The 15,715-nt window shown below is 32.3% G+C and carries 13 protein-coding genes and 1 riboswitch; of the genes, 11 read left to right on the forward strand and 2 right to left on the reverse strand.

Translation table 11 applies throughout. The annotated features are described in order from the left end of the window. The first annotated feature begins 89 nt into the window (after nucleotides 1-89). Both ACKX2A_RS12640 and ACKX2A_RS12645 read left to right on the forward strand, forming a co-directional pair. Nucleotides 90-992: a hypothetical protein gene (locus tag ACKX2A_RS12640; RefSeq protein ID WP_415325101.1), complete on the forward strand. Its 903-nt coding sequence runs from the start codon at nucleotides 90-92 to the stop codon at nucleotides 990-992. Further along, on the forward strand, nucleotides 992-2,284 hold the full coding sequence (locus tag ACKX2A_RS12645) for a C1 family peptidase (RefSeq protein WP_415325103.1): 1,293 nt from the start codon (nucleotides 992-994) through the stop codon (nucleotides 2,282-2,284). The genes ACKX2A_RS12640 and ACKX2A_RS12645 overlap by 1 nt, the downstream gene beginning before the upstream one ends. A gap of 630 nt (nucleotides 2,285-2,914) precedes the next feature. Here the strand turns inward: ACKX2A_RS12645 and ACKX2A_RS12650 are convergent. Continuing rightward, nucleotides 2,915-3,127 carry a superinfection immunity protein gene (locus tag ACKX2A_RS12650; RefSeq protein WP_415325105.1) on the reverse strand — a complete coding sequence of 71 codons (213 nt, stop codon included), beginning with the start codon at nucleotides 3,125-3,127 and terminating at the stop codon, nucleotides 2,915-2,917. A gap of 444 nt (nucleotides 3,128-3,571) precedes the next feature. Next, nucleotides 3,572-4,345 carry an XRE family transcriptional regulator gene (locus ACKX2A_RS12655; protein WP_415325107.1) on the reverse strand — a complete coding sequence of 258 codons (774 nt, stop codon included), beginning with the start codon at nucleotides 4,343-4,345 and terminating at the stop codon, nucleotides 3,572-3,574. Between the two features lie 61 nt (nucleotides 4,346-4,406). On the opposite strand from ACKX2A_RS12655, the gene dinB reads away from it, so the two are divergent. From dinB to ACKX2A_RS12700, 9 genes are all read left to right on the forward strand, one after another. Further along, nucleotides 4,407-5,561: a DNA polymerase IV gene (gene dinB, locus ACKX2A_RS12660; protein WP_415325109.1), complete on the forward strand. Its 1,155-nt coding sequence runs from the start codon at nucleotides 4,407-4,409 to the stop codon at nucleotides 5,559-5,561. Nucleotides 5,562-5,572: 11 nt separating this feature from the next. After that, the gene (locus ACKX2A_RS12665; protein ID WP_415325111.1) at nucleotides 5,573-8,629 is read left to right on the forward strand and encodes a DNA polymerase III subunit alpha; all 3,057 of its coding nucleotides are present in this window, start codon (nucleotides 5,573-5,575) and stop codon (nucleotides 8,627-8,629) included. A 425-nt stretch (nucleotides 8,630-9,054) separates the two neighbouring features. Then, nucleotides 9,055-10,278 carry a tyrosine-type recombinase/integrase gene (locus ACKX2A_RS12670; protein ID WP_415325113.1) on the forward strand — a complete coding sequence of 408 codons (1,224 nt, stop codon included), beginning with the start codon at nucleotides 9,055-9,057 and terminating at the stop codon, nucleotides 10,276-10,278. 147 nt (nucleotides 10,279-10,425) lie between these two features. Continuing rightward, nucleotides 10,426-10,911, forward strand: a complete 486-nt coding sequence (locus tag ACKX2A_RS12675) for a tyrosine-type recombinase/integrase (RefSeq protein WP_415325114.1) — start codon at nucleotides 10,426-10,428, stop codon at nucleotides 10,909-10,911. A gap of 11 nt (nucleotides 10,912-10,922) precedes the next feature. Further along, nucleotides 10,923-11,276, forward strand: coding sequence for a tyrosine-type recombinase/integrase (locus tag ACKX2A_RS12680; RefSeq protein ID WP_415325116.1), 354 nt, complete (start codon nucleotides 10,923-10,925; stop codon nucleotides 11,274-11,276). A gap of 3 nt (nucleotides 11,277-11,279) precedes the next feature. Beyond that, nucleotides 11,280-12,299 (forward strand): site-specific integrase, encoded by a 1,020-nt coding sequence (locus tag ACKX2A_RS12685; protein ID WP_346583158.1) that lies wholly within the window; start codon nucleotides 11,280-11,282, stop codon nucleotides 12,297-12,299. 410 nt (nucleotides 12,300-12,709) lie between these two features. Beyond that, entirely contained in the window at nucleotides 12,710-12,922 is a 213-nt protein-coding gene (locus tag ACKX2A_RS12690; protein WP_415325118.1) for a hypothetical protein, read from the forward strand. Continuing rightward, the gene (locus tag ACKX2A_RS12695; RefSeq protein ID WP_415325120.1) at nucleotides 12,885-13,649 is read left to right on the forward strand and encodes a hypothetical protein; all 765 of its coding nucleotides are present in this window, start codon (nucleotides 12,885-12,887) and stop codon (nucleotides 13,647-13,649) included. The genes ACKX2A_RS12690 and ACKX2A_RS12695 overlap by 38 nt, the downstream gene beginning before the upstream one ends. A 190-nt stretch (nucleotides 13,650-13,839) precedes the next feature. Next, nucleotides 13,840-14,028: riboswitch (cobalamin riboswitch) on the forward strand. 152 nt (nucleotides 14,029-14,180) lie between these two features. Then, the gene (locus ACKX2A_RS12700) at nucleotides 14,181-15,713 is read left to right on the forward strand and encodes a T9SS type A sorting domain-containing protein (RefSeq protein WP_415325121.1); all 1,533 of its coding nucleotides are present in this window, start codon (nucleotides 14,181-14,183) and stop codon (nucleotides 15,711-15,713) included. Nucleotides 15,714-15,715 lie beyond the last annotated feature (2 nt).

A 15,715-nucleotide genomic window follows, 5' to 3' on the forward strand; every position in this document is an offset into this window, starting at 1 on the left:
TCTTTAAAAATACCACAAAAGGGGTATTTTGATTTTGGAAAATAATGATCAATTTAGTACTTAAAACTATTAACCCAAAACTCAAAACAATGAAGTCACTCCAAATCATTTTATTATCCTTTTTTTTATTCTCATTCTTCTCATGCAGGGAGGAATCCAAGAAGAATAAAAATGATCTTACTCATTACGCATTTGAGGATGCTCCTTCTGAGGATGTAGATGCAATCAATCAAGAAATCATATCTCCAGATACAGTAAGAACGGGTATTATTACAACAGCAGCCAAAGGAAGTTTATGGACCGCATTTACAAAAACATTTAAAGACTGTTGGCAGGATGAGACTTTTAAAAAAAATATCATTTATCTAGGTCCTTCAAATTCTAAATATTTAGGGACTATAGTATCAAAAGACAAGCAAATAACTTGGAAAAGTCTGGAAAAGGTATTGAATGGTAATTATAATGAGATTAATAAGTTTTGTCAACAAGGAAACGGTGCTCCTAATAACTGTAATAAAGATGAACTCATCAATAATTATTTTGACATTTTATTGGATGGTAATTACAGTAATATTGATGCTAATTTAAAGTTAGCCCTTGAAGACAGAAGGCAAATTAAAATGATTACAGGTAAATGGCGAGTTGATGAAATCATCTTAGGTGATTTTAATTCTTATATGGATAAATCAACAGATCCTGCTGTAATTGATTATAAGAGATATTTAACAAATAAAAATAATTATATTATTACCAAAATTTTAGTCATTGAAAACTTTTCTGCAGAAGTAGAAAGTAATCGTAAAATGGATGCGGGTTTAACGGCTAAGCTTGATACAGGAATAAATACTGAGATAAAAAACCAAGGTAATGATTCTTCAGATACCCAACTAAATATTAATTTCAAACATACAGCCGATAATAAAATTGCTGTATCTGCTACTGGTAAAAGTTATGTAATTGGAATGCTACAGAAAGTTAAAAATATTAAGTAATGATAAAGTTCCTTAAATTCATTGTTTGTTTATTATTATCATATAATATTTCAGGACAAATAGCAACAAACAGTTCAGAAGATTCTTTTAGAATCATTGGAGGAATGAAAAAAGATTGTGAAGAAAAAATTATTGAATATCTGGTACCTGCAAGCCCAAATAATCTTAATGAAAATAATAATATCAATTTAATAGATAGATATTCAAAGTGGGACTTAACGGAAGACTATCTTACAACTAAATGGAATGAAATAGATCAAGGGGCAATGGGATCTTGTACAGCCTTTGCGGTTGCATATGCGATAACAATTCAGCGAAACATTGATAATCATTTATTAAAAAATCATAGACAGCTCATTCAATATAGCCCCTCGTTTATTTTTAATGTTGCTAAAGGTAAATATCGAGAACCTTTCAAAAGCAAATGTGATGAAGGAATAAGTTTTATTGATGCTTATTTGGCAGTTAAAGAGAACGGGTTATCCACTATTGAAAAAAGCCCCTACAAAAGGACAATTGATGGGTGTACAAGTACATATTATCCTACGAAAGCGGCTTTTATAGATGCTAAAAATATGCAGATAGGAAATTTTCAAAGACCAGCTAGATTAATAACTTTTTTTAAATCCTTACTTTCAACCCCTCCTTTCCACCCAATTTGTATTGGTGTTTATTTATCATCGGAGTATGAGAAAGCACTTACCGAAAAGGGAAGGAAGGGAAGCTGGAAAATCCCTGGATATAGTACCAGAACAATGATGCATGCTATGTTAATAGTTGGTTTTGATGATGATAAAAATGCGTTCAAAGTTTTAGACTGGAAAGGAAAAAAGTATGGCGACAATGGTGCTATTTGGATGGATTATTCCTTAATAGAAAATCAAAACGTTGTCTTTGATGCTTATATAGTATCACATAGTACAGAATATTTAGATCCTAAGACAGGAATTCAGCCTGGTCAAACTAAGGATTTTGATCCAACAACCAAATTTTCATTTTGGATTAAATCTGGTTACGAAGCGACTAAAGGTGATTTACATATTTATTGCAATTACACTAATTATAAAACAAAAAAAGCGACTTTTAAAATAACAGATGAAAAAACAGGCGAACTAGTTAAAGATGACATTTTTCTAACGGCTGGTGGAGAAAGTATGTGTTTTACTCATAAAGACTCAACGTACAAATTAACTTTAGTTGAAATAGCCAAACGAGGTAACATATTAAATGCTAAAAGTCTATATGCAGCAGTTGTACGCATAGAAAAAATATCTGCTGTTGATTGCAAATAAGGAATATTAAGGCACTCATGATTCCACGAAATGTATCAGTTAAAAATGATTTTATAGCCTTTTTGAAAAATACCTGTAAATCGATTTATAACACTATTTAATTTGGTCAGATTAACTTAATTAATAGCATTATAGATTAATCTCGAAAAATTTGTTTCACTTTACCAAAATTTCTAAAAATTCCCACCTCGTTACAAATAATATTCACAATTGACCGAGAGATCTAATCTCTCGGTCTCTCTATATCAAAATCCTATTTGAAGAAGTTAAAAACGATTAAATCGCGATGAACTACAGTAATTGAGTACTGGCTTTCTAAAAAATATCTTATTTCCACTATAAACTCATAAACTTGAGGATCGACATTGCTTGAAAATTTGATACATAAGTTCTTCTTAATGTTTATAGATGTTAATTTATTTAATCATGTAATTTGTTAATGGTATTTTCAAAAGTATTTTTATAACGAAAAAGATTAAAACTTTTTCGCTTTTTTTTAATTTTTATGTTTTTAATTCCTAGTTTTATTAGTTTGCTTAACATTGTGTCAACTTCAGTTTTGTTTACTTTTAAAATTACCTTTACCATATTATCAGGGGCTTAATTCTTACATAAATTTAGGTCACAAATTTATCCTTTTGCGCTTGCTGTTGCTTTGTAAAAGGCTATCCACCATCCGTAAATGCTCCACCCAAGAAATGTATTTATCATTAATACAGTAATGAATTTAAATTTTATAAGTGGCAATCTAATTAAAGCTATTATTGAAGGAATGAAATATATGAACAGAATTATTTTCAAAAATAGTGCTCCTCCTTCTTCTTCTTGTGTAGTAACGGTCAAAATTTGTATCATACCTATCTAATAAAAAAGCGTGGAACTAATATCAATCCGTACATAGGTGCCGCGAAGTACCCGATAACCAGAAAGACTTAGCCCACGCCGTATAAGCATGGGCGTAAGCCTATCATTTTTGGTTATCATTTTAAAGTTCGCGGCTTTATGTACCAAAACGATAGCTTACGCTTGACGTTAATATTTTTAATCTTAAACAAAGATAAATAAAAAGAAATAGAATTGTAAAATAATCATATGCCAGCCTTTCTATTTACTACGAAGTGATATAAGTTTGCCGGTTTATCTGTGGATCTGTCTATCATTAAAAAAGCAAATAAAATTACCATGATCATAGACTGGATAACGAAACAATAGTTTTAACAAGTAAATGGAGATAATTTTCAGTAGTACAGGAAATACAATGTGAAAATATTATTGTAATCGAAAAATTTATTTTTTAGAGATTTTTTGATCTAATTTCCAAATATCACCTCTCAACTGCAAAAACAAATCTTTCACATTAAAATTTTCAAAATCATTGGGCTCAAAATCTTCAGGAAAAATTCCGGATGCATATTGCCAAATTTCTACAATTTCACCAAAAGGAATATCATAAGGCTGATAAAATGAATTGTCAGCAGCAACAGTTATTGATTTTTTCTTTTTCGCTTTAAGTCTTTTATAGGAAATTCCGTCGTTCAAAGTCACAAAAATGTAGCTTTTATTCGGTTTCAACTCTTCTATGTTTTCCACATATTTTCCGATAATGTAAGATCCGTCTTTAAATGGCGGCATCGAATCTCCTTTTGCCGGAAATGCGCGATATTTCCCATTCGTTAAAAAGGGAAAAGAAATCCTTTGTAAACTTTCAATATATTCCGGATCACTGTACCCCGATAAATAGCCCATCGAAGCTTTTTGAGGGACAATTTCAATGCTGTTGTTGCCTAATTTATCAACGACAACCGGTAAAACAATTCTGTTATCCGGAAGCTTTAATACTTCTTCCAAAGGATATTTCCGGATATCAACGGTAAGAAGTAAATCGATGCTTACATTAAAATACTTCGAAATTCTGATAAGCAGCTCATAAGGGGGTTCAGAGCGTCCGTCTTCATATTTGGAGTAACGGACACGGCTCATAGAGACTTTATCCGCAAGTTCCTGTTGGGATAAATTTTTCTGAGCTCTTAAAAACCTGATGTTATCTGAAAAAATTGACATTGATACAAATTGTATCAGCAAATATAATAAAAATGATACAAATAGTATCTAATTTTGTAACGTGGACCGTGCAATTGTACATATGGATCTGGATGCATTTTTTGTATCCTGCTCGAGGCTTAATAATTCTCAGCTCGACGGGATTCCCCTGATTATCGGAGGTGGAGACCGTGGAGTAGTCGCATCGTGTTCCTATGAAGCAAGAAAGTTCGGGGTTCGTTCTGCGATGCCGATTCGGATGGCGCTCCGTTTATGTCCGGATGCAAAAGTGATTAAAGGAGATTATGAGCTTTATTCTAATTTGTCTCACACCGTAACCGAAATTATTCAGGAAAGGGTTCCTGTGATGGAAAAAGCGAGCATTGATGAATTCTATTTAGATCTTTCCGGGATGGATAAATTTTTCGGATGTTATCAGTGGACCCAGGAAATTGCTGCAGCTGTAAAAAAAGAAACAGGACTTCCCATTAGTTTTGCTTTATCCACCAATAAAACGGTTTCAAAAATCGGAACCGGAGAATCCAAACCTGTTGGAAGACTGGAAATCAAAGAAGCTGAAATCAAACCGTTTTTAAACCCGCTTTCCATTAAAAAAATTCCGATGGTAGGAGATAAAACCTTTCAGCTATTGTCAAGAATTGGTATCCGAACCATTCATACTTTGGCTGAGATGCCTGTTTTAGTTTTACAGCAAATGATCGGGGTCAATGGAAAAGAACTCTGGAAAAAAGCAAACGGAATTGATGAAAACCCGGTTGTTCCATATTCTGAAAGAAAATCGATTTCCACAGAGAGGACTTTTACAAACGATACCATGGATATTGCCGAAATCAAAAGACTCATATCAGGAATGGCGGAGCAACTGGCTTATCAGTTAAGACAGGAAAAATGGCTTACGTCAACGGTTGTTATCAAAATACGCTATGCCAATTTCGATACGGAAACCAAACAGCATAAAGTTGCCTATACTTCTGCCGATCATACGCTTTCGAGAGTGGCATTAGAGCTTTTCAATCAGGCATATACAAGGAGAATGCGGCTGAGATTGGTTGGATTACGGTTTACAGGGCTTGTTCATGGCAATCATCAGATGAATCTGTTTGAAGATACCGAAGAGCAAATGAACTTATACCAAACGATGGATTATCTGAAGAATAGGTTTGGTTCCGATGCAGTTGGTAGAGCTTCAGGTTTTGATTTTGGAAAATCACTTTAAACTTTTTATTTATGTTTCTGAATTGTCATTCTTTTCACAGCCTTCGCTACGGAACGTTATCTGTAAAAGATTTGGTTCAGCAAGCGCATTCTTTGGGTATTAAAGAATTAGCATTAACGGATATCAATACGGTTACTGCGATTTACGAGTTTAAGAAAGAATGCGAAAATGTTGGTATTAAACCTGTTGCCGGAATTGAAGTGAGAAAAGAAAACAGATTGCTTTACATTGCCATTGCAAAAGAGTTCTCCGGAATTGGTGAAGTCAATAGACTATTGACAGATCACAATTGCAACGGAACTGAACTTTCTGAAACAGCACCTGCATTTGACAATGTTTTAATTATTTATCCGATCAATAACATTCCTTCAAAGCTGAAAAATAATGAGTTTATAGGAGTCAGAGAAGAAGAACTGAATCTGCTGATCCGTCCTGAATTTAGAAAGTTGATTCCAAAAATGGTAATTCTGCATCCGGTTACATTCAGTACTAAAAAACAATATAATCTCCACAAAATCTTAAGGGCTATTGACAACAATACACTTTTATCCAAACTGACGGATCTTGATGTTTGCAGTCCATCAGAATATTTTAAAACCGAAAATTCAATCATCGAGGTTTTTCAAAGATATCCAGAGATCATAGAGAACACTAAAAAATTGCTGGAAAGCTGCAGTTTTGAATTTGATTTTGAAAAAGTAAGGAACAAACAGTTTTATACAAAATCCAAAGAATCTGATGTAAAGCTTTTAAAAAGATTAGCTTATTTAGGATTAAAAAAACGCTACAGTTATGATTATGAAACGGCAAAGACAAGGGTAGAGAAAGAACTGAAGGTGATTGATGAACTCAACTTTTGTTCTTACTTTTTGATTACATGGGATATTGTACGATACAGCAATAGAATGGGATTTATGCATGTAGGACGCGGAAGCGGAGCCAATTCTATTGTCAGTTACTGCATCGGGATTACCGATATATGCCCGTTGGAACTTGATCTTTATTTTGAAAGATTTTTGAATCTTAACAGAAAAAGCCCACCAGATTTTGATGTTGACTGGAGCTGGCAAAACCGGGACACAATTCTGGAGTATATTTTTAAGCGTTACGGAAAAGATCACGTTGCTTTCTGCGGAACGAATGTAGAATTCAAATACAAATCGAGATTCCGGGAAGTCGGGAAAACTTTTGGACTGCCGAAAGATGAGCTGGATGAACTGACGAAAAAGCCAATGGAAGCTCATGAGACGAATTCGGTTGTTCAGACGATTCATAAATATGTTCAGCTCATGCAGAAATTTCCCAATCAGCGAAGTATGCACGCTTGCGGAATTCTAATTTCCGAAGAGCCAATCACGAATTTTTCAGCGTTGGAAATGCCGCCCAAAGGATTTCCTATCGTGCAGTTCGACATGGACGTGGCGGAAGATATGAAACTGGAAAAGCTGGATATTCTCTCTCAAAGAGGTCTCGGAACGATTAAAGATACGGTAGATCTGATTAAGAAAACAAGAGGAATTGATGTTGATATCCGCGACACAAGAATTTCCAAAGATGAACAAAAAGCCAATGAATATCTGGCAATAGGAAAAACCATCGGATGCTTTTACATCGAATCTCCTGCGATGAGAGGACTTTTAAGAAGATTAAAATGTGATAACTACAGAATTTTAGTGGCAGCTTCCTCGATCATCAGACCAGGTGTTGCGCAGAGCGGAATGATGCGGGAATATATTTTCAGGCACAATCATCCGGATCAGTTTCAATATTTCCATGCTGTTTTTGAAGAAAACTTAAAAGAAACGTATGGAATTATGGTATATCAGGAAGATGTCATCAAAATTGCCCAGTATTTCGGAGGGCTTACCCATGCTGATGGCGATATTCTCCGAAGAGCGATGAGCGGAAAAGAGCGCTCAATTGAACAATTGCATAAAGTAAAAGCCAATTTTTTTAATTCCTGTAGAAATCAAGGGCATTCGGAAGCACTTACTGCTGAAGCATTTCGTCAGATTGAATCTTTTGCAGGATATTCTTTCTGTAAAGCACATTCGGCTTCTTATGCGGTGGAAAGTTATCAGAGTTTATATCTAAAAGTATATTATCCTTTGGAATTTATGGTTTCGGTGATCAATAATCAGGGCGGATTTTACCGTACGGAAGTTTATATTCATGAAGCGAAAATGTCGGGAGGAAATATTCAGGTTCCCTGTGTGAATTCAAGCGAATTTCAGACAACGTTAAAAGGAAAGGAGATCTTTTTAGGATTAATGCTTTTAGAAGGTTTAGAAACCAAAATTGCGCATGGAATTGTTGAAGAACGCGAGAGAAACGGAAATTATAAATCTTTGCAGGACTTTATCAAACGTATTCCAGCAGGTATCGAGACTATTCAGACTTTGATCTTTATCGGAGCATTTCGCTTTACAGGCAAACCTAAAAATGAGCTGCTTGTGGAAGCAAGAGTGTTATTGGTGAATTTTAAACCTGAAAACAGAGGTTTAATGCTAATTGAAGAGCCTGTTCAGGAATTTAAGTTACCTGAATTAAAAAGAGAAAACTTCGAAGATGCTTTTGATGAAATTGAACTGATCGGCTTCCCGGTTTCATGCAGCCCGTTTGATTTGCTGCAGACCAAATACAGAGGTTCGGTATTTGTAAAAGATTTATTGAAGTTTCATAAAAAGCAGGTGAAAATGCTGGCTTATCTTATTGCCAGAAAGCATGTTCCGACAAGCAAAGGGGAAATGTATTTCGGAACCTGGATTGATGCGAACGGTGATTATTTCGACACGGCACATTTTCCGGATAGCCTGAAACAGTATCATTTTCAGGGAGGAGGATGCTATTTGCTGTTAGGAACAGTAGAAGTGGATTATCATTTTCCGACGATTACCATTCACAAAATGGCAAAGATGCCCATGATTCCTGATCCGCGTTATACACATGATAAAGAAAAACAATATGACATTCACCGGCAGATAAAGGAAGATGTGAGTATGACCAATAGAAAGCCTTATCCAAAGGAAAATGAAATTGGATTACCTCGATACAACTATATCTTTTAATAATAACATTTTATATACTTTGTATATATTTTGTATATATAAAGTATATATAAAATATGTAAGGTATTTACTAAGTACTTGCTAAGTATTTACTAAAAGTTATTCATTTGAAATATTTTTCGGAAAAAATACAAGTCTTTTGTAAAAATTTCATAAGTTTGTGTCAACAAAAAAATCTGTTAAGTATTGAGCCACTAACAGATTTTAATTTTTTGGTAATAATCTATATGGAAAAAAGACAATTCTTTTATCCCCTATATCTTATTTTCTTTAGCAAATATAAAAAATATTGCTGAATAAAAAAATATTCTAATCATTTTTAATAATAATTGATTGATGATTACATAAAGTTGATATAAAGGGATAATGGTTATTCTGTTTTCTATTGATTAAGAAAATTATTATTAAACTTTATATTAATATTTATGAACAAAAACATTCATGAACTACACTCACAGCTTGAAACGTATATTAAAGAGAATATATATTCAAGCAGTATGACAGAACGCTTATCTACAGAATACAACAGGCTTCTCGCATACATGAAAGAAAAATCAACTGAGATTTATACACCGGAATTGGGAGAGACCTATTTAAAATATAGGGATAAGATTATCAAGAAGCGTAAGTACCACCACTATGATGCACGTTACGTTACACTGCTAAATGGGATGCTTCAGGAACGTTGGATATTAAGAATTTCCCGAACAAAGTATGATGCACCATTTCCAGGGCACATAGGTCCTTATTTTACAGAGTTTTTAGAGAAACACGTCATTGAGAAAAAATTAAAAACGAATACAAGAAATAATTATTATCGATGTCTTTACAAATTTTGTGAGCGAATGCACTACGAAAATGTATCATCACTGAAAGATCTTACTGCTGAAAAACTTCTTGATTTTATGTCATCGGTAAGAAATTGCAAAGATCACAGTGCAACAATATTAAGGGCGGCACTAAAAAAAATGTATGATGATGGAATGATAGATCGTCGTACTTCAAAGATATTAGATCATCTAAAAATAAGAGTTAAAAATAAAATCCAGACATATTACACAGCAGATGAAATTTTACGGCTTGAAAAAAATATAAATAGGACTAAATCTGTAGGTAAAAGAGATTATGCCATGATTTTATTAGCAACCAGATTGGGGCTCAGATCATCCGATATTCGATTTCTTCAATTTTCAAATATTGATTGGAAGAATAATATAATTCGTTTAAAACAATTCAAAACAAAAGTACCCATTGAGTTACCGTTATTAACGGATATTGGGGAAGCAATTATTGATTACATCAAAAACGGAAGACCTAAAATAAAATCAAAATATATATTTCTGCGAGATCTAGGTCCTTATACCACAGTGAATGGTACGACTTTCTATAATAACATTCGTACATATTTGAAAAAAGCTAATATTGATTATAGTGATAGAAAACACGGTAGCCATGCATTAAGACATAGTTTAGCAACGAATTTATTAAAAAATAGAGTTCCTATAGCAATAATTTCTGACACATTGGGACATTCAAATACAGCAGTAACGATGGACTATTTACACATTAGTGTGGAAAATTTACTTGAATGCTCTTTAGATGTCCCAATAGTTGATCCTGATTTTTACTTACAAGCAAATTTTAAATAATATAATTATGGAAAAAATTTTATATATACCAGTAAATTAGCTCCTTATATTCGAGGGTTTTTAAAAGAGAGAGGACTTAAAGGATATAATTCATCGACACTTAAATGGACTTTATTAGAGATCGATAAATTTTGTAATGATTACAATATGAAAGACCATTTTATAAGAGAAGAGATTGTAAATAAATGGAGAAAAACCAGAACTAATGATAGTGATCGGTCTTTATACATGAAATACAACGCTTGGATTCAATTAGGAAATTATATGCATGATTTAGGTATAGAATGTTATGTACCGATCCCCTATAGAAAAGGAGCAAAAAATAATTATATTCCGTATATTTTTACTCACGAAGAAATTCAAACTATATTTTTGCTATCAAATTCTTTAAAGATCAGTTATCAATATTCGCAAACCATGATTTTTACTATGCCGGCAATGCTTCGATTGCTCTATAGTACAGGACTAAGAATTGGTGAAGCATTAGCAATTAAAAATAAAGATATCGATTTTGAGAAAAGAACAATAGTAATAAACGATTCTAAAAATAATACTCAAAGACTCGCAGCAAAAAATGATTCGTTGTTACCAGTATTACTACAGTACAAAGAATTTAGAGACAAAATCCAATAGAAAAAATTCTTTTGCCTGAATCACCATTTTTTGTTACACAGAGGGGAAAGAGCTGTCTGGGAGAAAGTGTTAGGCGTTGGTTCTCTGATATTTTAAATACAGCAGGAATATCTTCAAAGCTAGGAGGAAATCCTCCGCGAATTCATGATCTAAGACATACCGCTGCTGTTCATAGCCTTGCAAAGATGGTGCGTAATAACATAGATGTTTATTGTGCATTGCCTATGATTTCTGTGTTTTTAGGTCATAACGATCCAAGGTCAACCAATAATTATGTTAGGCTTACAAACGAAATGTTTCCTGAAATAATACAGCTAGAACATCCGACATCTTTAATTTTCCCTCAAATCCCCAAAAGTGAATAATCCATGACTGATTTTGCTAAATATCTCCAAAGTTTTTTCCATAAATATCTTGCTGGAAATTATGGAGCTTCATCCAATACTATAAGAGCATATAAAAAAAGCTTTAATCTATTGGTGACATTTATGAGTAAAGTAAAAGGTATCCCTCCTCATAAATTAGAATTAAAACATTTAAATAAGCAATCCATAGAAGATTTCTTAATGTGGCTTGAAATACATTGCAAAAATTCCATTTCAACAAGAAATAATCGTTACGGAGCCATTTGTTCTTTTTGTAAATATTTACAATATGAAGTACCAGACAGATTAGCTGAGTGGCAAAATATCCGATCAATTAAAAGTAAAAAAGGATTTTCAAAAGTAATGAATTACTTGTCTTTAGAAGGTATACAGTTATTGCTTAAACAGATATCTGTAGAAACTTTGGCTTCTAGACGGGACTTGGCTATGCTGGCGCTATTATATGATAGTGGGATGCGGGTTCAGGAGCTTGTAGATTTAAGCCCGTCATGTGTAAGGTTTGAATATCCTTATCGTATAAGAGTAACAGGTAAAGGTAATAAGCAACGAGACATTCCTTTGCTGAAAGAACAAATTAATTTATTGGAACGATATGTCAAAGAGAATCATTTGCTCAGGCCTGAAAAACAATTTAGCCCTTTATTTTTTAATCGAGGAGGAGGAAAGCTTACTCCTGCAGGTATAACTTATATTTTAAAGAAATACGCAAAAAGTGCTAGAATAGTTAATAATCAGCTGATTCCTGAAATTATTAGTCCTCACGTGTTTAGGCATTCTAAAGCAATGCACCTTTTACAAGGTGGAGTTAATATTGTTTACATTCGAGATATTTTAGGACATGTAAGTGTACAAACGACGGAAAGATATGCAAGAGCTGATTCAAAACAAAAACGGGATGCTCTTGAAGCAGCTTACCAAGATGTAATCCCAGAAAAAGGAAAACTTGGTTCTTGGGAAGGAAATGATGATGAGATAGATTTTTTAACAAACTTGGGAATATAATAAAAAGGAACTACTGACTTTGGTAGTTCCTTTTTTATGTCATTATGTTTAATCATTTTATGTCTGCACTGGTATAGTATTACTAAATTTTTTTTATAACATAAAATAAAAGGCGGACAAAAATTCACAAATAAATGATTTAATTTGTCATTGTAGTATTCACGATAAAATATTATCAGCAAATATGGCAAACTAAAAATGTCCGGATAATATTTTGCTTACTGCGTTTTAAAGAGATTAGCACTATTTTTCACCAAGGTAAATATTTTATTCTTGCAATAGAATTAGCACAAATAATTTCATAAGATTAAAAAAATGAATAAGCAAAAGCAGTTTTCATTTTGTCTATCACGATCCCTTCAAAAGACGGAAGCTAATAGAGCAAATAAAGATAAAGTTAGGTAGAGAATATGGAAAAGAAAGAAGATTATTTAATTATTGAAAAAGGTATACAAGATAAATTATTATCATTTCATCAAAATATACATCCGATTAACATACTTGATAATGTTGATAATCGTAAATATCTTGTTTATCTGATTAGTAGTGAAATAAAAGAAATTAGAAGGATATCACAATTAAAGAATGAAAGTTTTGAAAAAAAACTTTTTAGAAGTTTTTGATCCAATAGAGTTGGCAATCAATTATTTTCAAGAAGGAGAATTAGACGAGGCTTGCTGGTTATTATTTTTGTATAGTTACATTGGAAAACATCCAAAATATGAATGGAATTTACTTAAGAAAGTTTATTATAAATCTGACACAGATTTATGGAATTGGAAAAATATAAATAATAATTTTGAAATATTTGAAAATTGGCTTGTTGAAAATTTGCTGAAAATTAAAGATAGAGCAGGTTTTGGCGAATATCATAAATATAGTCATTTTGACAATTCTAAAATAACCGTTATGTGTAAAGATATACACGAATATATTAAGTGGGTAAAAGAATCAAAGAATCACGAGTGTCTTTTAGAAAATGCTAAAACATATAATTCCGAGCCATCGAAAGTTTTTCACGCATTATATAAATCAATTGATAACAAGACAAGTTTTAATAAACTTATAAAATTTACGTATCTTACTTTAAACGGTAATCTTGGTATATTTCCTATTAAAGTTGGGCATTCATATTTAAATGATTTTATTTTATCAAAAAGAGGAGCACAATATCTATTTGAAAATAAAAATCGGAAAAAAATCTCTTTGGATAAATTAAATGAACTTTTAATATTATTAAGCGATTACTTAGATTTGAATGAAGGATTACAAATCTTGCAAAAAATCTTAGCGACATGGGGCGAAGAGAAATTTAGAAAAGAACGACAAAGTTTTAAAAAATATCATTAGGCAGTATTTAATGCATTGCATATTTTTGATAAATTACTCACTTTTTCTGGCAAAATATTGTTAAATAGAAATTTACGCATATTAAAAAAAATTTATTAATTTTCTAAAATAAGTACCATTCGTCGTATTTCTATTATACGTGAAAACTATAAATTTCCTATATTCGCGGCAGAAAAATAGCTCTTTATAATATTTATCAAACAATTTAGGTTTTACGTAAGTGAATTAATAGGGAATCGTGTGAAAATCACGAGCTGTCGCGCAACTGTAAGTAACATTTAAAGTTTTTTTCATTAATGTCCACTGTATACTATGTATATGGGAAGGGGGATAAAAACTGTTACAAGCCAGGATACCTGCCTTTTTGTTGTGGCAATGCTTTCGCGGTCTGAAGCTGTGGTCAACTGGATAACCTGAAAAACAAAATAAATAAGAATATTTTTTTCTTCTTCGATGTTCTCTGCCCTTCCCTGTGCATTCCCAGATAAATACTTAAGATATTTTAACTCATGAAAACTTTAAAGTTAATATATGAAAAAAGGAATTTTATTTCTTTTTCCTCTTATAAACTTTTTGCATGCACAGGATTATTCTTATAAAGATATTGTGTGGCAGAAAAGTATCGGAGGAAAAAAATCTGAGTATCTGTATAATGCGATACCAACACCTGATTATGGCTTTTTATTGCTAGGAAGCTCCGCGTCAGAATATCAAGATGAAAAATTAAAATCGAATACGGATCTTGATTACTTTCTATGGAAAATTTCGGAAAATGGAACTGAGGAATGGAACAAAAAATTTGGAGGTGACAAAAACGATTTTTTAACAACTGCAGCTCTTACAAAAGATGGTGGATACATTCTAGCAGGTTTTTCTCATTCGTCTTTATCTGGAGATAAAACAATTAAAAATTATGGTCTTGCAGATTATTGGATTTTAAAATTAAATGCTACTGGTCAAATTATGTGGCAGAAAACTTTTGGAGGAGAAGGAAATGATGAAGCAGTCTCGATAATGCAAACATTAGATGGCGGTTATCTAGTAGCAGGAAATTCAGATTCAAAAAAATCAGGTAATAAAGCAACTTTAGGTTTAGGAGGAAAAGATTACTGGATTATTAAACTTGATGCCTCAGGAGATATTGTTTGGGAAAAAACACTTGGAGGCTCAAAAACAGACGAGTTAAAATCTGTGATTGAAACTGATAAAGGATATATGATCTTTGGGAATACAAATTCTCCTAAAGAAGGAACAAAATCTAAGAATTTCGATACTGAAGTAATAATTCTTAATAAGTCAGGGATAGTAGAAAAATCTGTACGTTTTGGAGATGATGCATTTGATCTTCTGAGCTCTATATATGTGGATAAAAGTGATAAAACTATTCATCTATTAATTAATAGTGAGAGCAAAACAAAAAAAGAACTTGTAATTAATCAACTAAGTCAAGATGCAGATTTACTTAGTACTACAATAAAAAAGGTTAGTAAGGATCAATCTTATAATAGCTTAATTCTCACAAGGAATAAGGAATATCTATTGGCTGGAAGCACAATCAATTTAAAAAAAGACGATAAATTAAACACAATATCTGTTTCAAATTATCAAACAGAAATTATTGATAAAGATTCCAATACTAAATGGAAAAAAGAAATTACAACAAATCCCGGATTCAATTATTTACAAAAAGCAATTGAAACCAGAGATGGGTCCATTGTTTTAATTGGTAATTCTAACACTGAAAATTCAGGAGAAAAAGCAACAAAAGTTTTTGGACAACAGGATTTCTGGATAGTGAAATTAGGAAAAGATATAAAGAGTGAGCCAAGAGTCTCAATAGAAGCTTATCCTAATCCTACATCCGATTTTGTAAATATTGTTATTAACCAAGATTTTAAAAAAGCTTCTGGAAAAGTATTTAATATGGCTGGTCAACTAATAAAGGAATTTTATATTACTCAACGCACTACACCAGTTGATTTGAAAAACTATACTACAGGTATTTATCTTATCACTTTACAAGTTGACGACCTTCAGTATTCTATTAAAATATTTAAAAAATAATT

The organism is Chryseobacterium sp. MMS23-Vi53 (genome assembly GCF_047651245.1).
GTDB lineage: Bacteria > Bacteroidota > Bacteroidia > Flavobacteriales > Weeksellaceae > Chryseobacterium.